General features: G+C 43.0%; 16 protein-coding genes, 1 other RNA gene and 1 pseudogene. 16 read left to right on the top strand and 2 right to left on the bottom strand.

All coding sequences use genetic code 11. The features are described 5' to 3' along the window. Nucleotides 1-44 precede the first annotated feature (44 nt). The 9 genes from J6I68_RS03520 (at nucleotide 45) to J6I68_RS03560 (ending at nucleotide 10,889) form a co-directional block, all read left to right on the top strand. On the top strand, nucleotides 45-1,586 hold the full coding sequence (locus tag J6I68_RS03520) for a bifunctional metallophosphatase/5'-nucleotidase (protein WP_292217471.1): 1,542 nt from the start codon (nucleotides 45-47) through the stop codon (nucleotides 1,584-1,586). 99 nt (nucleotides 1,587-1,685) lie between these two features. Further along, a complete protein-coding gene (locus J6I68_RS03525) occupies nucleotides 1,686-2,561 on the top strand; it encodes a methionyl aminopeptidase (protein ID WP_292217473.1) in 876 nt (291 codons plus the stop codon). 24 nt (nucleotides 2,562-2,585) lie between these two features. After that, on the top strand, nucleotides 2,586-4,625 hold the full coding sequence (gene metG / locus J6I68_RS03530; RefSeq protein WP_292217475.1) for a methionine--tRNA ligase: 2,040 nt from the start codon (nucleotides 2,586-2,588) through the stop codon (nucleotides 4,623-4,625). 88 nt (nucleotides 4,626-4,713) lie between these two features. Next, on the top strand, nucleotides 4,714-5,664 hold the full coding sequence (locus J6I68_RS03535) for an alpha/beta fold hydrolase (protein WP_292217477.1): 951 nt from the start codon (nucleotides 4,714-4,716) through the stop codon (nucleotides 5,662-5,664). Nucleotides 5,665-5,716: 52 nt separating this feature from the next. Next, entirely contained in the window at nucleotides 5,717-6,133 is a 417-nt protein-coding gene (locus J6I68_RS03540) for a GNAT family N-acetyltransferase (protein WP_292217478.1), read from the top strand. 31 nt (nucleotides 6,134-6,164) lie between these two features. Beyond that, nucleotides 6,165-6,941 (top strand): YesL family protein, encoded by a 777-nt coding sequence (locus tag J6I68_RS03545; RefSeq protein ID WP_292217479.1) that lies wholly within the window; start codon nucleotides 6,165-6,167, stop codon nucleotides 6,939-6,941. Beyond that, nucleotides 6,928-8,376 carry a GGDEF domain-containing protein gene (locus J6I68_RS03550; protein WP_292217480.1) on the top strand — a complete coding sequence of 483 codons (1,449 nt, stop codon included), beginning with the start codon at nucleotides 6,928-6,930 and terminating at the stop codon, nucleotides 8,374-8,376. The genes J6I68_RS03545 and J6I68_RS03550 overlap by 14 nt, the downstream gene beginning before the upstream one ends. A gap of 205 nt (nucleotides 8,377-8,581) precedes the next feature. Then, nucleotides 8,582-9,691, top strand: a complete 1,110-nt coding sequence (locus J6I68_RS03555; RefSeq protein WP_292217482.1) for an ABC transporter ATP-binding protein — start codon at nucleotides 8,582-8,584, stop codon at nucleotides 9,689-9,691. A gap of 109 nt (nucleotides 9,692-9,800) precedes the next feature. Continuing rightward, the gene (locus J6I68_RS03560) at nucleotides 9,801-10,889 is read left to right on the top strand and encodes a PucR family transcriptional regulator (protein WP_292217483.1); all 1,089 of its coding nucleotides are present in this window, start codon (nucleotides 9,801-9,803) and stop codon (nucleotides 10,887-10,889) included. A 37-nt stretch (nucleotides 10,890-10,926) separates the two neighbouring features. Here the strand turns inward: J6I68_RS03560 and ffs are convergent. Further along, nucleotides 10,927-11,026: signal recognition particle sRNA small type (ffs, locus tag J6I68_RS03565), an RNA gene on the bottom strand. A gap of 81 nt (nucleotides 11,027-11,107) precedes the next feature. Continuing rightward, a complete protein-coding gene (locus J6I68_RS03570; protein WP_292217485.1) occupies nucleotides 11,108-11,518 on the bottom strand; it encodes an RrF2 family transcriptional regulator in 411 nt (136 codons plus the stop codon). Between the two features lie 93 nt (nucleotides 11,519-11,611). Here J6I68_RS03570 and tadA point away from each other — a divergent pair, with 93 nt between their 5' ends. The 7 genes and pseudogenes from tadA to J6I68_RS03605 form a co-directional block, all read left to right on the top strand. After that, nucleotides 11,612-12,133: a tRNA adenosine(34) deaminase TadA gene (gene tadA, locus J6I68_RS03575; protein WP_292217486.1), complete on the top strand. Its 522-nt coding sequence runs from the start codon at nucleotides 11,612-11,614 to the stop codon at nucleotides 12,131-12,133. Continuing rightward, nucleotides 12,126-13,673 carry a DUF3502 domain-containing protein gene (locus tag J6I68_RS03580; protein WP_292217488.1) on the top strand — a complete coding sequence of 516 codons (1,548 nt, stop codon included), beginning with the start codon at nucleotides 12,126-12,128 and terminating at the stop codon, nucleotides 13,671-13,673. The genes tadA and J6I68_RS03580 overlap by 8 nt, the downstream gene beginning before the upstream one ends. 84 nt (nucleotides 13,674-13,757) lie before the next feature. Continuing rightward, entirely contained in the window at nucleotides 13,758-16,049 is a 2,292-nt protein-coding gene (locus J6I68_RS03585; protein WP_292217490.1) for a hydratase, read from the top strand. Nucleotides 16,050-16,105: 56 nt separating this feature from the next. Continuing rightward, nucleotides 16,106-17,617, top strand: coding sequence for a glycoside hydrolase family 9 protein (locus J6I68_RS03590; protein WP_292217491.1), 1,512 nt, complete (start codon nucleotides 16,106-16,108; stop codon nucleotides 17,615-17,617). An 83-nt stretch (nucleotides 17,618-17,700) separates the two neighbouring features. Next, on the top strand, nucleotides 17,701-18,495 hold the full coding sequence (locus J6I68_RS03595) for an alpha/beta fold hydrolase (protein WP_292217492.1): 795 nt from the start codon (nucleotides 17,701-17,703) through the stop codon (nucleotides 18,493-18,495). A gap of 12 nt (nucleotides 18,496-18,507) precedes the next feature. Then, nucleotides 18,508-20,169 carry a Mur ligase family protein gene (locus J6I68_RS03600; protein WP_292217493.1) on the top strand — a complete coding sequence of 554 codons (1,662 nt, stop codon included), beginning with the start codon at nucleotides 18,508-18,510 and terminating at the stop codon, nucleotides 20,167-20,169. Nucleotides 20,170-20,192: 23 nt separating this feature from the next. Then, nucleotides 20,193-20,644, top strand: a pseudogene (locus J6I68_RS03605) (D-alanine--D-alanine ligase); the annotation flags it as partial.

A 20,644-nucleotide genomic window follows, 5' to 3' on the forward strand; every position in this document is an offset into this window, starting at 1 on the left:
AGAGTTAAGCTCACAAGAGGATAATTGCAATAAGAGGAAGAAATATGAGAATCGTATTTACATCAGATACACACGGAAGTTTATATCCTGTAAATTACGCACAGAATTGCCCCGAGAACACGGGGCTTTTTTGTGTTGCCGCTCAGATTGATAAGGATGATAACACGCTGGTTCTTGATGGGGGAGATTCCCTTCAGGGAACACCTCTTTTGTCCTACTATCTGGCCCATAAAAACGAATATGAGTTTAACCCAATGGCTGAAGGCTTCAATGCCATGGGGCTTGACTACTACACTTTGGGAAATCATGACTTCAACTTCGGATATGAAGCGATCCTTGACTATGTAACAGCAATGAAGGCTCAGCTGATATCCTGCAATGTTGTGGATAAAAAGGGAGCTCTTGGCATTAAGAAAAGCGTCATACACACCATGGCAGATGGCCTTAAGGTGGGCATTACTGCTGCTGTTACAGGTTATGTAAACGTGTGGGAGCAAAAAGAAAACCTGTCTGAGCTTGAAGTCCTTGACCCCATAACAGAACTTAAAAAAGAGTTTGAAGCCATAAAAGATAAGTGCGATCTTACAGTCTGCATCTACCACGGCGGATTTGAAGAGGACCTTTCATCAGGAAGGCTCCTTTCTGATACAAAAGAAAATGAAGCCTGCAGGATAGCAAGAGAGATGGATTTCGACATTCTGCTTACAGGTCATCAGCACATGGCTGTTGAGGGTGTTACTATAAACGGAACCTACGGTGTTCAGCCACCTGACAAGGCAAGAAGATACTGTGAACTTTCAGTATCTGGCACAAAGGGGGACTTTTCTATCACTTCAAAACTGGTTTCCGTAAAAGAGCCCGGTAAAGAGTATGAGCAGATCGAAAAGGCTCATGACTTTATGAATGACCTTACAACAACTGTAGATAAATGGCTGGATGAGCCCATTGGTTTTTTGGAAAAAGAGATACAGCCTGAAGAAAAACTTTCTGTTGCCCTTCATGGAAGTAAGGTTGCTTCTATATTTAACCAGGTGCAACTTGATTTTACAGGGGCAGATTTTGCCTGCACCAGCCTTTCCAATGACCCTCTTGGCCTTAAAAAGAGCATCACTGTAAGAGATGTTCTTGGAATATACCAGTTTGCCAACACAATAGAGGTTAAGTCAGTTACCAAAAAGGTATTAAAGACAGCCCTTGAGAGATGTGCAGAATACTTTGACTACGACAAAGAAACAGGGAAAATCAGTATTTCCAAAGTGTTCCTTCAGCCAAAGGTTGAGCACTATAACTACGACTTTTACGCAGGACTCTGGTATGAGTTTGATCTTACAAGGCCTGTGGGAGACAGGGTTGTGACTTTAAAAAAGCTTGATGGATCAGAGATTTCTGATGATAAAGAGTACACCCTTGCTACAAGTAACTACAGAGCAACGGGAACAGGCGGCTATGAGTGCATAGGAAAAAGTCCTGTGGTCAGAAGTTATTCAGAGGAGATGCCAGATCTTCTTATAGACTACATCAGGAAAAACACTCCTGTTCCTGAGATAGTAAACAGCAGGTTTTCTTGCAAGCCGCAAGAACAGTGAATTATTTGACTTTTGACAGTCAAGAAGGCATACTATATTTGTTGAAGTAGCCCCACGTATCTTTGCGATGGGGCCGCTTACAGTAAAAAGAAGGTTTTTATGTATAAAAGATTAGACAGAAACGATCCGTGCTGGTGCGGCAGTGGCAAAAAGTACAAGAGCTGCCATGCAGCATTTGACGACAAGATAATTAAATATGAACATCAGGGAATGATAGTTCCTTCAAGAAAGCTTTTTAAATCAGAAAGAGACATTGAAGGGATCAAAAAGAGTGCGGTCATAAATATGGCGGTCCTGGATGAGATCGGTGAAAAGATCCATGCGGGCATGTCCACTCAGGAAATAGATGACATTGTTTATAACACCACCACCAAGATGGGGGGCACCCCAGCGGACTTAGGATATGAAGGATTCCCAAAAAGTGTATGCACTTCTATTAATGAAGAGGTGTGCCACGGAATACCATCAGATGACATAATTCTTCAGGAAGGCGATATCATCAACGTTGACTGCTCTACTATCCTGAACGGGTATTTTTCAGACTCCTCACGAATGTTTTGCATTGGAGAGGTTTCACCTGAGAAAAAGAGACTTGTTGATGTTACAAAAGAGTGCCTTGAGGAAGGCCTTAAGGCAGTTATTCCATGGACTCCAATTGGAGACATGGGCAATGCTGTACATCAGCACGCCTTAAAAAATGGATATACAGTAGTAAGAGAGATCGGTGGTCACGGCTGTGGCAACGAGTTCCACGAAGAGCCATTTGTAAGCTTTGTAAGTGAGCCTGGAACAGGAATGCTCATGGTTCCGGGAATGGTATTTACAATTGAGCCTATGGTCAACATGGGCGGCAATGAGATCTTCATAGACGAAGAGAATGACTGGACTGTATATACAGCAGATCTTAAGCCATCTGCCCAGTGGGAGGTAGAGCTTTTGGTCACAGAGACAGGATATGAGCTTTTATGCTGGTAATAATATATTGAAAGGATGAAAGTGATGCAGAATAAGGGTAAGTACTATATTACAACAGCTATTGCATATACTTCAGGAAAACCTCACATCGGAAACAGCTATGAGATAGTCCTGGCAGATGCAATTGCAAGATATAAGAGAAGAGACGGATTTGATGTATTCTTCCAGACGGGCTCTGATGAACACGGCCAGAAGATTGAGACAAGAGCTATCGAAGCAGGCTGCAGCAGCCCCAAGGAATTTGTAGATCAGGTATCAGATACCATCAAAGGTCTTTGGAACCTGATGGACACTTCCTATGATAAGTTCATCAGAACAACAGACGAGGATCACGTTAAGCAGGTTCAGAAGATCTTCAAGAAGTTCTATGACCAGGGTGATATCTACAAGGGTTCCTACAAGGGAATGTACTGTACAGAGTGTGAGGCTTTCTACACAGAGTCTCAGCTTGTTGATGGCAAATGCCCTGAGTGCGGAGGACCGGTTCACCCGGCCGAGGAGGAAGCTTACTTCTTTAAGATGAGCAAGTATGCTGACAGACTTATTGAGCACATCAATACACATCCTGAATTTATTCAGCCTGTAGCAAGGAAGAACGAGATGATGAACAACTTCCTTCTTCCAGGACTTCAGGATCTGTGTGTATCAAGAACCTCATTTAAGTGGGGAATCCCGGTAGACTTTGATGACAAACACGTCGTTTATGTATGGCTTGATGCCCTTACCAACTACATCACAGGTATCGGCTATGATGCAGATGGAAACAGCTCAGACCTCTACAAGAAGTACTGGCCTGCAGATCTTCATCTTATTGGAAAAGATATCATCAGATTCCATACGATCTACTGGCCAATCTTCCTCTTTGCTCTTGGCGAGCCACTTCCAAAGCAGGTATTTGGTCACCCATGGCTTCTTCAGGGCGGAGAAAAGATGAGTAAGTCAAAGGGCAACGTTATTTACGCGGATGACCTTGTAAGCATCTTTGGCGTTGACCCTGTAAGATACTTCGTTCTTCACGAGATGCCATTTGACAACGATGGTGTTATCACCTGGGAACTTCTTGTTGAGCGTTTCAATTCTGATCTTGCCAACACACTTGGAAACCTTGTAAATCGTACTATTGCCATGAGCAACAAGTACCTTGGCGGCGTTGTTGCAGACAAGGGAGTAACAGAGGCTGTTGACGATGACCTTAAGGCTGTAGTCACATCCTGCTACGACAAGGTAGAAGCCAAGATGGATGAACTTCGTGTGGCTGATGCACTTACCGAGATATTCTCACTCTTTAAGAGATGCAATAAATACATTGATGAAACTGAGCCATGGATCCTTGGTAAGGACGAGGCCAAGAAGGACAGACTTTCTACAGTTCTTTACAACCTGGTAGAGTCTATCAGTATTGGAGCAGCACTCCTTGATCCATTTATGCCTGAGACAGCTCAGAAGATCAAGGAACAGCTTTCAGCACCAGAGAGGGATTTTGATACCCTTAATACATTTGGAGTTCTTCCAAATGACACAAAGGTAGCTGAGGCACCAGAGATGCTCTTTGCAAGAAAGGACCTTAAAGATGTCCTTGAAAAGGCAGCTGAGATCACCAAGAAGCAGAAGGCAGAATTTGAGGAGGCCCAGAAAAAGGCAGCGATAAACCTTGCTAAGGCTGGACTTGCTCCTGCACCTGTAGAAAAGAAAGAGGATTCTGGAGAGGAGAAAGCTGCTATAGATATTCCCGCAAAGGAAGAGATTTCTTTTGACCAGTTTGGAGCAATGCAGTTCCAGGTTGGCGAGATCATTAAGTGCGAGGCAGTAGAAAACTCTAAAAAGCTCCTTTGCTCCCAGGTTAAGATCGGAAGCTCTGTAAAGCAGATCGTGTCAGGAATAAGGAAGTACTATTCACCTGAAGAGATGGTTGGCAAGAAGGTAATGGTACTTGTTAATCTTAAGCCTGCCAAGCTTGCTGGCGTTCTTTCAGAGGGAATGCTCCTTTGCGCAGAGGATGCAGACGGAAACCTTTCACTTATGACACCTGAAAAAGAGATGCCAAGTGGAGCAGAGATTTGCTGATAATGCGTTTTTAAACAACCGAAACGACGCAATCTGTAGTATTATATATGTATAGATATATAAGAATAACTTTGGGGAGGAATTCCAAATGGTACGCAAAGAGGAACTGACTTACAAATCACGAGACAGACAGACAATGCTCCACGCTATCAGATGGATTCCGGAGGGTGAGCCTGTTGCAATACTTCAGATCATCCACGGAATGCAGGAGTATGTTGATCGCTATGATGAGTTTGCCAACTACCTGGCTGAGAGAGGAATACTCGTAATAGGTAATGACCATCTTGGACATGGCGGATCTGTAGGTGAAAATGGAACAAAGGGATTTTTCTGTAAGGAGGATCCAGCAACAGTTCTTGTAAGGGATGCTCACAGACTTAAAAAGATGACTCAGGAAGATTATCCTGGAATTCCATGCTTTATCCTTGGCCACAGCTTTGGCTCTTTTGTGGCAAGGGAATATATCACCAGATACGGAACAGGTATCAAGGGCGCCATCATTCAGGGAACAGCCTTTATGCCAACGGGTACAGTTAAGAGTCTTTCAGGTCTTGTAAGCTTTTTGCAGTTCATACTTGGCGAGAAGACCCGCAGCACCATGGTCAACAACATGGCATTTAAGGGATATCTTAAGAGGATCCCAAATCCAAGGACCAAGTTTGACTGGCTTTCTCACAATGAGGAGAGCATTGATAAATACATTGCTGATCCATTCTGCAACTTTGTATTTACTTTAAATGGATTTAAAACAATGGCTGAGCTTCTTAAGAGAGTTCAGGATGTTGAGAAGATGGAAGATATTCCTAAGAACCTTCCAATACTCATCACTGGCGGTAAGGAAGATCCTGTAGGCAGCTACGGAGATGCCCTTAAGAGACTCTACACAATTTATACAAATGAACTTCACATTGAGAATGTAGAACTGAAGCTCTACGACGGTATGCGCCACGAACTTCAGCAGGAGATAGGCAGAGAGACTGTATTTGAAGATCAGTACAACTGGCTCAAGAAAGTGATTGATGGTGGAGCAGCAAATTGACACGTCGAAAATAATGGTAAGATGCGCTTACCATTCTGACTGGGATGGGGCGATGAAGCTCGCATGGGATACCTTTGTGAGATTCGACGCCCCTGATTATTCTCAGGAGGGAATAGAAAATTTCCACAGATTTGTAAATGATGATATGCTCAGAAAGATGTTTGTGGCAGGTCATTATCAGCTTTTTGTGGCTACGGATGGTTCCAGATATGTGGGTATGCTGTCTTTGCGTGAAAAGAAGCATATCTCTCTTTTATTTGTGGATGAACAGTATCACAGACATGGAGTAGCCAGTGCGCTCCTTACATTTGTAAAGAGATATGCCATCGAGGAGGAAGGCGTTGACAGGCTCACTGTCAATTCATCGCCTTATGCTGTGGAGTTTTATCACAAGAAGGGCTTTAAGAACCTTCAGGGGGAGACAGTTGCAGACGGCATCAGATTTACGCCGATGGAACTTTTATTATGAGAAAAGAGAATTAGGAAGGAAATAGTTTTAAATGGGGAAGATTTTTGATCTTGACAGTCCTCTCATGAGAGGACTTAGTAAAATGGCTGATGTAATGTGGCTCAATATACTGGTGCTTATTTTTGCACTGCCACTTATTATCCAGCAGTATCTTATGCTTGGTGCACTTGTATATGATGACCAGGCCCTTGTTCTTAATTATGTATTTTGGGCATGGATCGTTGGTATTATCGCTTCAATACCACTTGGACCAGCACTTACAGCGATGCATTTTGTGCTCCTTAAGATAGTAAGAGATGAGGAGAGCTATATCACCAAGACTTTCTTTAAGTCATTTAAGGAGAATTTCAAACAGAGCAGTATCCTTATGATAATCCAGTTTATTGCTGGCGGTATTCTTGTAATGGATTTTCTTCTTATGAGAAATGCCGGTGTTGTTTACAAATATATCATCACTGCAGCTAGCATTATCCTGCTTATGGCTGCGATGTATATTTTCCCGCTTCAGTCCAAGTTCCAGAACAAGATCCTTGGAACGTTAAAGAACTCATTTCTGGTTGCGATCATGGCGCTTCCAAAGACGGCAGCCATGTTAGTTGTTTCACTGTTTCCACTGCTTCTTTACTATTTCTTTGGACTTAAGCTTGTACCACTTCTGATCCTCATAGGAATAGCAGGACCTGGATATGCCTGTGCTGCTCTCTACAATGAGACCTTCAAGAAGTTCGAGCCCAAGGAAGAAGATATTTCTGAAGAGCAGGAACTGGAAAACGCTATAAAGAAAATTGAGGATGATGAACAAGAGTAACAGAAAGCATTTAAGATGGCTTATACCACTTATAATCTATTATGTGATCATGGCCATCACACTAAGACAATATTGGACATATTCTTACAGCAGAGCAGTTGAGGCTAAGGAGAACGAGATAGCATTTGATGTGGAGATGTCTCTGGATAACATCGACTTTTCTGTTGAGAATGCTATGTCCAGAATTACTCAGCTAGGAGAGTCTCTTTCTCTATATACGCCCACCTATAACAAGAATCAGATAACGCTTTTGCTTAAGAATATGGTGGAGGAGACAGAGCTTTCCAATTCTTTTGTCTGCGATCTTGATGGCGTCGGATATGACATGGATGGTCGGGATATAAATGTAGGTGAGACAGCATATTTTGAGGATGTCACAGCTGAATACTCAAGAGGCGGAGTTGGCATGATCCTTCCTGATGGACAGGCTGATATGGATTCAGAGATCCTTATTGTCAATGGTATTACCTACAGCAATAAGGAAAAAGGGTATCTGATCTCCAAATTTCCTGTAATACATGTTTCTGATCAGCTCTTTAAAGACAAGTACATTGCCAACAGGTCAGATATAGTGACTATAGATGGCGATATTGTAACGGTTGGTCACAGTAAGAAGTACGAAGGAAACTCAGGGGTGACTAGGCAGAAGCTGTGGAACGATCTTCCTGCAGGTATTTCAAAGGACACCATCAAACTTAGCATATCTCAAAAAAATCTTTACATGTCTGATGTACCAGATTATGGATATGTAATAGTCGTACCATTTAGAAACATGGCAGGAGCAGTTGTCACTTTCATCACAGAAGATGAGATGCGTCAGATGGTTGACGGAAGTCTTCAGCCTCTTCGATATGCTTTTACATGGTCCATCGCATCATCTCTTTTACTTGTTCTAATGATATATGTTGCTAATGTTATCAGCAATTATGCTGAGAGAAAGAAATTTGAAAAGAGCTTTTCTGAAGCTGAAAGAGATGTGGCGACAGGGCTTATGACCAGGGTTTCAGCAACAAGGGCAATTGACAATTATATAAATGAAACTGGTGAAAAAAGAGGTCTTTTATTTGTTATTGGATTAAACAGCAGTGACACTGGTGAAAAGGAAGACATTTTTACCAGCGAAAGATTAAAAGAGTTTTCACGTTCCCTTGAGGCGGGATTCAGAGTTACTGATATACTTGGAAGAATTTCAGATAATGAATTTTTGGTTTTTCTTAAGGACATCCACGAGGAAAAGGATGTAAGAAAGCAGACTGATCATATGCAGATGTTTCTCCACGACGTCAAGGTGACAGATGGAGAGATGGAATTATCAGCAAATGCAGGAGCAGCTCTTTTCCCGGACAGCGGTAAAAATGCTGCAGATATTTTGAATGCTGCTGAGAGTGCTCTGATAAGATCCCGCAAGGATGGCATTGGCATGTTATCTTTTTGATGAAAAAGACAATAGGCAAATTGCACAGTGATATTTTCGTTTATTCGTCATAATTTTGTTGATTGGGGAAATTGTTCAAAAAACTAGGCAGATTGGCTAATGAAAAATAAAATCTTTGTGAAAATGGTGAATAGCCAATGAACTGCTGATTCTTTATACTTTAACCTAGCAGAAAGCTTTGTACAAAATAGGAGGATTAATTGGTATGGCAAGTTTATCACTTGAGCATGTAACTAAAGTTTATCCTAACGGTTTTGAGGCTGTTAAAGATTTCAACCTTAACATCGAGGATAAAGAGTTTATCATTTTCGTAGGACCTTCAGGATGTGGAAAGTCTACAACTCTTCGTATGATCGCTGGACTTGAGGATATCTCTTCAGGAACACTTAAGATTGGTGACAGAGTTGTTAACGATGTAGAGCCTAAGGACAGAGATATCGCCATGGTATTCCAGAACTACGCTCTGTATCCACACATGACTGTATATGATAACATGGCTTTCGGACTTAAGCTTAGAAAAGTTCCTAAGGCTGAAATCGACAAGATGGTTAGAGATGCTGCTAAGATCCTTGACCTTGAGAAGCTCCTTGATCGTAAGCCTAAGGCTCTTTCAGGTGGACAGAGACAGCGTGTTGCTATGGGACGTGCTATCGTTCGTAACCCTAAGGTATTCCTTATGGACGAGCCTCTTTCAAACCTTGATGCTAAGCTCCGTGTACAGATGAGAACTGAGATCGCTAAGCTTCACCAGAGACTTGGCACAACAATCATCTACGTAACACACGATCAGACTGAGGCTATGACACTTGGTACAAGAATCGTTGTTATGAAGGATGGTGTTGTTCAGCAGGTTGACACACCTCAGAACCTCTATGACAAGCCAGGCAATCTCTTCGTTGCTGGATTCATGGGATCACCTCAGATGAACTTCCTTGATGCAGAAGTTGAGGTTCAGGGCGACAGCGCTAGCCTTAAGATCGCTGGTCAGTCAATCGAGCTTCCACCTGCAAAGGCTAAGAAGCTTATCGATGGTGGCTATGCTGGAAAGACTGTTACATTCGGTATCCGTCCTGAGGATGTTGACGATTCAGAAATGGTTGTTAACACATCTAAGGCAGTATTCGAGTCAACAATCAACGTTTACGAGCTTCTTGGTGCAGAAGTTTATCTGTACTTTGATCTTGCTGAGTTCCCTATCACAGCTAGAGTTGATTCTCGTACAACAGCTAGACCTGGCGATAAGGTTAAGTTCGCTTTCGATGTTGAGAAGATCCACATCTTCGACAAAGAGACAGAGCAGACAATCACAAACTAATTCATTGAATATTGAGAGCTGCGCTTTTGGGCGCAGCTCTTTTCTATTGTGCAGATAAAGTGTTATACTCAGAAGTAGGTAGGTTATGAGCGTCTAAGGGGGTTAAACCATGATAACAGCACACACGATCAAGACCAGTATAGAGGAACTGAGCGCCATTACTAAGGTTGAGCTTTCTGTGATGGACTTAAGCGGAGATGTAGTTGCTTCAACCAGCGAAAAAGACTTTTTGGATATTTCAATAATTGTGAGCTTTGCCAATTCCCCTGTGGATTCACAGGTTATTGGTGATGTCCATCTTTTTAAGGTTTTGGATGACCAGGACCCTGCGTATATTCTTTTAGCTAAGGGCGATTCGGAGCACGCTTATATGGTTGGTAAGATTGGTGTAAGTCAGCTTCAGGGACTTATCCAGGCATACAAGGAAAAGTTTGACCGCAATAACTTTTTCCAGAATCTTCTTCTGGACAACATGCTGCTCATTGACGTTTATAACAGAGCAAGGAAGCTTAAGATAGAAGTAAATGCACCCAGGGTAATAGTTCTTGTTGAGACAGGAGACACCGCAGACAACATGGCTTCTGAGCTTCTTGGTGGAATGTTTGGAAACCACATGGGAGATTTTGTCACTGCAGTTGATGAGAACAGTGTGATCCTTATCAAGACATTGTCAAAGGGACAGTCCTATGACGAGGTTCATAGGATCGCTACTACCATTGTAGACATGATGAATACTGAGGCCATGCTCAATGTTCGAGTAGCCTATGGCGCCATAGTTGATGAACTCAAAGACCTTAGCAAATCCTACAAGGAAGCCAAGATGGCTCTTGAAGTGGGTAAGATCTTTTATGCTGAGAAAAGAGTTAACGCCTACAATACACTGGGAATCGGAAGACTTATATATCAGCTTCCAGAGAGCCTTTGCAGGCTGTTTATAGACGAGATATTTGGTGATAATGAGGTTCCTGACGACCTTGACGAAGAGACTCTTAACACTATCAACAAGTTTTTTGAAAACAATCTGAATGTATCAGAGACTTCAAGACAGCTATTTGTTCACAGGAATACTCTTGTTTATAGAATTGAAAAGTTGGAAAAGAGCTGTGGGCTTGATGTTAGGAAATTTGATGATGCCCTGACCTTTAAGATTGCAATGATGGTTATCAGCTACATGAAATATCTGGAAAAGAAAAGCTGATGAGATTCTCTAAAGGATGCATGCACGTCTCTTCGGAAAAGAATAGGCTACCTTACAACACATGAAAGGTTCCACTTAGTGCTGCTTCGTTCCCGACCTGACACGGTTCGCGGATTTCCATTGCATAAGACCCACTCCCTCACAGAAGTGCTGCTACATGCACCCTTTACAAAACCGCTCTATTACTATACTTACTTTTTTGATTTATGTCAAACTCTTCACTGCTGACCTAAGAGGTCCTGCAAAGTGAAGCTGTCTATATACTCATTGATGACCTTATCAAGTCCCTGCCAGAAAATGGCAGTGGAACACTCGCTGGCCAGAGGGCAGGAGAGCCCTTCTGAGTCTGCTGTGCATTCAACAGACGCCAGTGATCCTTCCGTTGTTCTTAGGATATCCCCAACGTTAATATCAGAAGGAGCCTTGGAGAGTCTGTGACCTCCGTTGCTTCCGCGCATGCTGTCAAGGTAGCCGGCTTTGCTGAGGGCAGAGATGATCTGTTCCATGTACTTGGGGGTTATACCCTGTCTGCTGGAAATGTCTTTTGCTGCTATATATTCTCCGTTGTTGTGAAGGGCAAGATCCAGCATGACCTTCAGTGCGTATCTGCCTTTTGTTGATATCTTCATTGTGTACCTCGAATAAAAAACTTATAATAGAAATGAGTTGTAAAAACATAATAGCAAAAACGAAAAGCAATTACTACCATATTGGTATGAATTATGAAAAATAGAGAACTGTCCGAAGAAGAGAAAAAGGACATAAAATACATGAGGGCAGCAATTGCCCAGGCAAAAAAAGCATATAAACTTGGTGAAGTTCCAATTGGCTGCGTTATAGTCTATGAGGACAAGATAATTGGCAGGGGATACAACAGGAGAAACACAGATAAAACGCCTCTGGCCCATGCAGAGATAACTGCCATAAAAAAAGCAGGAAAGTACATGAAAGACTGGAGACTTGAGGGCTGTAAGTTATACGTCACATTGGAACCATGTCAGATGTGCTCTGGGGCAATTGTCCAGGCCAGGATACCTGAGGTGATCATGGCTGCAGAAAATCCCAAGGCAGGATGCGCGGGATCGGTGATGGATATCCTCAATAACCCTGAGTTTAATCACCAGGTACTGGTAAAAAAGGGTGTACTTAAGGAAGAATGCAGCGAGATGCTAAAGAACTTTTTCGTTGAACTTAGAGTAAGAAATAAGGCTGAAAAAGAGCAGAGAGGTAAAGCTTGTGAGTAAGAGGATTATTTCGATTCTACTTGTTATTACTATGCTGTTGGGAACAGCAGGCTGTGGAGCGGCTAGTAAGAAGGGTTACAGAAACCCTGCAGCCATGGATGAAATAGACTTTAGTGAAGACCCTGTGACGATCACATATCTTACTATTGGAGATAAACCTACCAACGGGAGAACCGAAGAGGTTATTGAAAAACTAAACAAGATCCTGGTAAAGCGCCTTAATGCCAAGCTTGACATCTATTATGTGGGATGGTCAGACTATCTTCTTAACTATAACAACGCAGTAAAGACAAAAGAGCTTGGTGTGGACCTTATTGGAACAGGTTCAGACTGGCTGGATGCATGGCCCAATGTAATAGAGGGCAACTTCCTTCCTCTTTCTGAGGATATGCTCCGCAAGTATTGTGGCATAACGTATACTAATGTTCCCAAGTCTATCTGGAGAAGCTGCTCCTACGAGGGAAACATCTATTTTATTCCTGAGAATGAATATACCCAGTGGACTAACCATGGCTTTATTTACAGAGAAGATCTTGCGAAAGAAGCTGGACTTTATGAGATCAATTCCTGGGATGACCTGTGCACATATTTTTACAGTGTAAGGGAAAAGCATCCGGATATGATCCCCTGGGACACTGATGGAAAAACAAGCATTGTGCCTCTGGGATATATAATGAGTAAGAGAAACTACGCTCCTATATACGAGCTTACCACCTATGGCCTGTGGGGAGAGGACCTTGATAATAAGGGCAAGATCATTTCTCCGTTCTACAAGGGAGATGAACTTATTGAGTATGCCAAACTCATGAAGGAATGGCGACTTAAGGGCGTCTTTAGAAGTGATACTGCCATGGTGGGTGATAATGAGGATGAGTTCTATATGGGTGAATCATCAGTTATCCAGCATCACACCCAGAACTTTTACACTGTTATCAAACCAAAAGCAGACCTTGATATGCCCGATACCAATGTAAAGTTTTACTGGTTTGGAAAAGAAAATGGTAATCTCCTTAAGGTGTCTAATCTTCACGGCGCTATGGCAGTTTCAGCATATTCGGAAAATCCGGAAAGAGCTCTTATGGTCTACGATATGCTAAGAAACGATCAGGAATGCTATAACCTGATGAGATACGGTATAGAGGGCATCCAGTATGAGTTTACCGGCAGCCATATGATCGAAAAGCCAAGTGGGTATAATGAGAGCAAGGACAGCTTTGTGACCAACTTCTGGTGGGGCAGGAGAGATGAATATGAGGTTCCTGATGTTTCATATGCCCTTGATGATTACTATACTTTGGTAAATAGCTATGAACACGTGGCTGAGGCCTATCCATGGGAGGGAGTCCCATTTGCAACTCCTTATGTCAATGACGAACTGAAAGCTATCACAGCCATCTGCGACGAATACATTCCACAGATCTCCATGGGAGCATACGTTGGGCCTCCAGAAGAAAAGGTTGCAGAGTTCAGGGCAAGGCTAAAGCAGGCTGGATTTGAAAGAATAACCGGACAGCTCCAGAGAATTTATAATGAACAGTAAAAAAGATCATACTATAGGGATAAGATTTGTGCTAAAATAGCGCCAATGTTATTTATGAAAAGAGTATGAAGTAGGAGGAACAAAATGGTAACGACTTTGGACAAGGGATGCTACCTTGTAAATGGACAGACACTGATCCCAGATGACGCTGAGGCAGCGGCTAAGCTTTCAGGTCTTGGTATTACAGATGAGCAGAAAAATTTGGCAAAAGAGAACACTATCGCCTATGGTATTTTGAAAAACCACAACACCTCAGGCAACATGGACAAGCTCTGTGTTAAGTTCGACAAGCTTACATCACACGATATTACTTATGTTGGAATCATCCAGACAGCGAGAGCTTCAGGTCTTGAGAAGTTCCCTATCCCATATGTCCTTACCAATTGTCACAATTCACTGTGCGCAGTAGGCGGCACTATAAATGAAGATGACCACATGTTTGGACTTACAGCAGCTCAGAAGTACGGCGGAGTATATGTTCCACCTCACCAGGCTGTAATCCATCAGTACGCAAGAGAGATGCTCTCTGTAGGCGGCGGAATGATCCTTGGCTCTGACTCACACACCAGATATGGAGCCCTTGGAACCATGGCTATTGGAGAAGGCGGCCCTGAGCTTGTTAAGCAGCTTCTTGGTCAGACCTACGACGTAGACAGACCGGAGGTAGTTGCAGTATACCTTGAGGGAGAACCCAAGAAGGGTGTTGGTCCTCAGGACGTTGCTCTTGCCATCATCGGTAAGGTATTTGGAAATGGCTATGTAAAGAATAAGGTAATGGAGTTTGTAGGTCCTGGTGTTAAGAATCTTAGCGCCGACTTCAGGATTGGCGTCGATGTTATGACAACAGAGACAACCTGCCTTTCATCTATCTGGGAAACAGATGACGAGATAAAAGAGTACTATGAGATCCATGGTAGATCAGAAGATTACAAGGAGCTCAAGCCTGGAAAGGTTGCCTACTATGATGGCCTTGTTAAGGTAGACTTAAGCAGCCTTAATCCAATGATCGCAATGCCTTTCCATCCAAGCAACGTATATGAAATTAGCGAGGTTAATCAGAACCTTGACGATATCCTTGAGGAAGTTACAAAGAGAGCTAAGGTAAGCTTTGGTGACAAGGTTTCCTACTCACTTAAGGATAAGATTGTTAACGGCAAGTTTGTTGTTGATCAGGGAATCATCGCAGGATGTGCAGGCGGCGGATTTGAAAATATCTGCGCAGCAGCTGATATCTTAAAGGGAAACTTTATTGGAAACGACAGGTTCACCTTAAGCGTATATCCTGCTTCTACTCCAATTTACATGGAGATCGTTAAGAACGGAGCAGCAGCTACAATCCTTGAAACAGGCGCGATTCTTAAGACCGCTTTCTGTGGACCATGCTTTGGCGCTGGAGATACTCCTGCCAACAACGCCTTCAGTATCAGACATTCAACAAGGAACTTCCCTAACAGAGAAGGTTCCAAGGTTCAGAATGGACAAGTTGCATCAGTTGCACTTATGGATGCCCGCTCTATTGCAGCAACTGCAGCTAACAAGGGCGTTCTTACACCTGCTACTGAATTTGACGGAGAGATCAAAAAATACAAGTATCACTTTGACAGTGCTATTTACAAGAACAGAGTATTTGATTCAAAGGGCAAGGCAGATCCAAGTGTAGAGCTTCAGCTTGGACCAAACATCAAAGACTGGCCAAAGATGTCTGAGCTTCCAAAGAACCTGGTTCTTAAGGTTGTATCAGAGATCCATGACCCTGTAACAACAACAGATGAGCTCATCCCATCAGGTGAGACTTCATCCTACAGATCAAATCCTCTTGGCCTTGCAGAGTTCACTCTTTCAAGAAAGGACCCTGAGTATGTTGGCCTTGCAAAAGAAGTAAGGGCAGCCCAGGATGCACTTATAGAGGGCAAGGATCCGATTGCTGCATTCCCAGAGCTTAAGGGTGTTATGGATGTTATTAAGAATACTTATGCAGACGTTGATAACAGCAATGTGGGCTTTGGTTCTACAATATTTGCAGTTAAGCCTGGTGACGGATCTGCAAGAGAGCAGGCTGCTTCCTGTCAGAAGGTTCTTGGCGGATGGGCTAACGTAGCCAATGAGTATGCTACAAAGAGATATCGTTCAAACCTTATCAACTGGGGTATGCTGCCATTTATCATTGATGAGGGCGAGCTTCCATTTAAGAGGCTTGATTATATCTTCCTTCCAGAGATCAGGAAGGCTGTTGAGAACAAGGACAGCACCATAAAGGCGGTAGCAGTCTCTGGTTCATCAATGAAGGAGTTTACTCTTAAGATGGGTGATCTTACAGATGACGAGAGACAGATCATCCTTGATGGTTGTCTTATAAACTTCAACCGCGTAAAATAATTAGTATGTCTTATGAGTGTAATGGATTCAAAAAAATAATAATTGCTGGTCTGTCTATGACCATGATTGGAAGCGTCGCAGGTTGCGGCGCTTCTTCTGCTGAATTGGAGGCAGAGGTTTCTGAGATTACCACAAAGGCTCCGGCTTTGGTGGACTATCAGGTACCTGTGCAGGTTCCAAGAGGTCTTGTTGATCAGCTTGGCTATAGCAAAGACTCGGAGAAGGTAGTTGTTTTTAAGGGAGAGGATGTTTCCGGGAATTTTGGTATCTACGATGTGGAAACCGGAAAAAATGTCTATACCGGAGAGATCGTAAAACCTGTATACGACGAGAATCTTAATGAGTATGTAAGCCTGGGATATTTTAATGACCTTGAAGAAGAGGGGCAGTACTGCGTATATACAGATGCTACCGGAGAGTCATATTCTTTTTCTGTAAAAGAGGATGCCTTTAAGGAACTGTTTAATGAAGCCTGTAAAAAATACTACATTAACCGCTGCGGAATAGGTCTTTCCGAGAACTATGCAGGAGACAACGCTCACAGCGCATGCCATACAACTATGGCAAGGCTACAGGAAGATCCTTCAGTCCAGATCGATGTATCAGGGGGCTGGCACATGGACGAGCTGGCAAGAAGGGATGCTGCCCTTGGCAGCAGGATCGCTGAGAACCTCCTTGTTGCATATGAGATGAATCCTTCTGCGTTTACCGATGATGCAGGCATTCCAGAAAGCGGAAACCAGATTCCTGATATTTTAGATGAGGTCAGATTTGAAGCTGAGTGGCTTTTAAAGATGCAGGACACTAGAACTGGAGGAGAGTATGCAGCTGCAGTGACAGATGTTCAAAAGGGAGGAGATGTGTTTGCTGCACCTGTCCTTGTGACACCAGTGTCCATGGAAGCTACTATCTCTTTTGCGTCAGCTATGGCGAGGTTTAGCTACTTCTACCAGCAGTATGATCCCGAGTTTGCAACTACAGCCCTGAAGGCTGCAGACAGAGCGTTTTCCTGCTTCTTAAATAATAAGAGGGCAGAAGATGACTCAGCTGCATTTAAGGCAGCAGTCCAGCTGTACAGAGCTACAGGCTCTTTAGTGTATACAGACATAATGGATGGGTATTTTACAAGGCCAGACTTTGAGGAACTTTTTAACAGTGACGAGAATATTTTTCTTGGAGCTGTGACATATCTTTCCATCAATCAGAAGGTTGATGTTGAGAGATGTACATATCTTATGAAGCTTCTCATGAAAGCTTCTGAGAAAATCGCAGCTAAGGCTTCGGGATCAAGCTTTTTGGTGACAGATGAAGATACAGAGCATGGTTTTGAAAATATTCTTAAGGATATGAGATGCCTTACCATCACAGACCATATCATTTACAACCATGAATACACCACCATCATTGAGAATCATGTGCACTTCCTTTCGGGAATGAATCCGGGAGCTGTAAACTATCTCACTGACGATACTGAAAGGACCTACGTGGATTCAGGGGAAAGCGGTGTGTTGAATGATCCTGAGGCGGTATCTCTTTTGATATTCATGTTAAGTGTCCTTGAACAGTGAGAGTTCCTGGTAGCACTTTTTCCAAAGTGATAGTCTCTTTTTGGTTTGCAACTGCCTAAGGGTAGTGTTAATATGGATGGGTCATGAAAGCGATAATAGGTGATTTAAATATCAATTACATAGATGAAGGCCAGGGGCCAATGCTCCTTATGCTTCACGGATGGGGATCCAATATAGATCTCTTCGCACCGGTGATAGGCTTTGCAAAAAAGAAGTATCACGTTGTAGCTATGGATATGCCCGGCTTTGGTAAGAGTGATGAGCCAAAAGAGCCCATGAACGTAGATGATTATGTGAACTTCGTTCTGGATTTTATAAAGACTCTTTTCCCAGAGGAAAAAGAGATCATTTTCCTTGGACACTCCATGGGGGGAAGAATCATAATTAAGCTGGCCTCAGGGATAAAGGACGGAAGGATAGACAGCTCTTTTACCATACCAAAGGTGATACTTACGGACTCAGCAGGTATCATTCCTGTAAGGACTGCTGCCCAGAAAAAGAGAACTGCAAGGTATAAGTTCTATAAAAACCTCATCACAAAGACAGGAATTGCAAAGGCTTTCCCAGGGACACTGGATGCTCTTCAAAAGAAATTTGGAAGCGCAGACTATGCAGCAGCTTCTCCAGTAATGAGGCAGAGCCTTGTGAAGGTGGTAAATGAGGACCTTGAGCCTTACATGCCATCCGTTACTATGCCAGCTCTTCTTATTTGGGGAGACAAGGACACAGCGACTCCTCTTTCTGATGGCCAGAAGATGGAAAAACTCATGCCCCAGGCAGGTCTTGCAGTGATAGAAGGTGCAGGTCACTACAGCTTTCTTGATAACACATATTTGTTTAATAAGATCCTTGGAAGTTTTCTTGGGATCAGCTTTTGAGGTGATCAGTAGATGATCTTTACGATTTTAATTTATCTGCCAATTGTATGCTTTGCCATTTTGGGACTTAGGTACCACACACATATGCTTCAGCTTTCAAGCTATCAGTTTCAGGGGTACTTCAGACATCTTAAAACTGACAAGGCAAGAATGATAGCACATATAGCTTTTATCCTGCTGTTTGTCATCACCATGTCTGGGGAGCTGATAAATACCGGGATTCAGATCCTGGCTCTGGTGGCGCTCCTTGGGGTGTATGTAGGTCTTTTGATATCCTATGTACCCAAGCAGGCCAAGAAAAAGTTTGTGGTAACCGACAGAGTTAAGAGACTCTTTGTAACATATGTCATTTTGTCATTTTTGATCCTGGTTCTGCCCTATATCATTTTTGGGGCCTTTAGAAGGTCATACCAGGATCTTTCACCGGAAGCAGGACTTGCTGGTGCTTTTATCTCCATGATGATCACCGTTATCATGATGGTTTTGTACATTGGACTTCTGCCACTTCTGCCAGCCCTTGCAAACCTCATCAATAAGCCCATCGAGAACAGGATAAGCAGATGGTACATCGATGATGCTGTTCGTATGATAAAAGAGCATGGGAACCTTCGTATCATCGGTATCACAGGAAGCTTTGGAAAGACCAGCGTCAAGTACTATCTCACAACGCTTTTATCTGAGAGCTTTAGCGTTTTGATGACTCCTGAGAGCTACAACACACCAATGGGAATTGTCAGGACCATAAGAGAGCACCTTAAACCCACTCATGAAATCTTTGTCTGCGAGATGGGGGCAAGACATCTTCATGATATAAAAGAGATAACAGACATTGTTCACCCTGATGATGGAATAGTGACATCTATTGGCTATCAGCACCTTGAGACCTTCCACAGTCTTGAGAACATCATCAGCACCAAGTATGAACTGCTTGATGCTGTAGATGAGAAAGAAAAGGCGGAAGGCAAGCAGGAGGGAAAGCACCTTAAGTTTGTAAACGGAGACAACGAGATAATCCGTGCAAACATGAAGTATCCTGATGCGATTACCTATGGACTGTCTGATGGCAATGATTATCAGGCAAAGGACGTTCAGGTTTCAGGAGCAGGAACCAGCTTTACTGTTACAGCGCCAAGCGGTGAAACCGCAGAGTTTACAACAAGGCTTGTAGGAAGGCATAATGTAGAAAACATAGTGGGAGCCATTGCTGCAGCAAACAGCCTTGGTGTTCCAATGAAAAAGCTTGTTATGGCGGTAAGGCGCCTTGTAAGCGTACCTCACAGGCTTGAGCTTACCAAGCACGGAAATGTATCTATTTTGGATGACGCCTATAACTCCAACCCCAATGGTGCCAAGGTGGCCCTTGAGACACTTTCTCTTTTTGAAGGCAGCGTCAAAATCCTGGTTACTCCAGGTATGGTAGAGCTTGGGGAGAAGGAAGCAGAGTACAACGAAGAGTTTGGAAAGCAGGCAGCAGCTGTCTGCGACTACATCATCCTTGTTGGACAAAAGAACAGCGCAGATATTGAAAGAGGAGCTTTAGGGGCAGGCTTTGACAAGGAAAGGATATTTACAAAGTCAAGCTTTAAAGAGGCTTCAGAGCTGATGTATGAGATTGATGCAGGAAAAGAAAAGGTCATCCTGCTTGAGAATGATCTTCCTGATAACTATAAGTAATAGAGAATGAAAGAAGGCATATTATGAAGCTAAAAGTAGCAGTTTTATTTGGCGGAAAGAGTACAGAGCATGAGATTTCCATTATCTCTGCAATACAGGCAATAGGCAGTATTAACAAGGACAAGTACGAAGTTATTCCTGTCTACATGACCAAGAACAATGATTTTTACGTTGGCGAATATATCGGAACCATCGAGGAGTACACCCACATCCCAGAGCTTCTTAAAAAGAGCACTCAGGTTATCTGGGTTAAGGATGGTGACAGAGTAAGCCTTGTCAGATACCCCATGAAGAAGTTTGGAAACAACCTTATAACTCAGGTTGATGTTGCTTTCCCTATCGTTCATGGAACCAATGTAGAGGATGGAACCCTGCAGGGCTACCTTGCAACAATGGGGCTTCCTGTAGTTGGATGTGACGTTCTTTCATCAGCTGTTGGAATGAACAAGTATGTAATGAAGACAGTTCTTAAGGA

It is taken from the genome of Butyrivibrio sp. (assembly GCF_017940685.1).
In the GTDB taxonomy this organism is placed as follows: Bacteria; Bacillota; Clostridia; order Lachnospirales; family Lachnospiraceae; genus Butyrivibrio.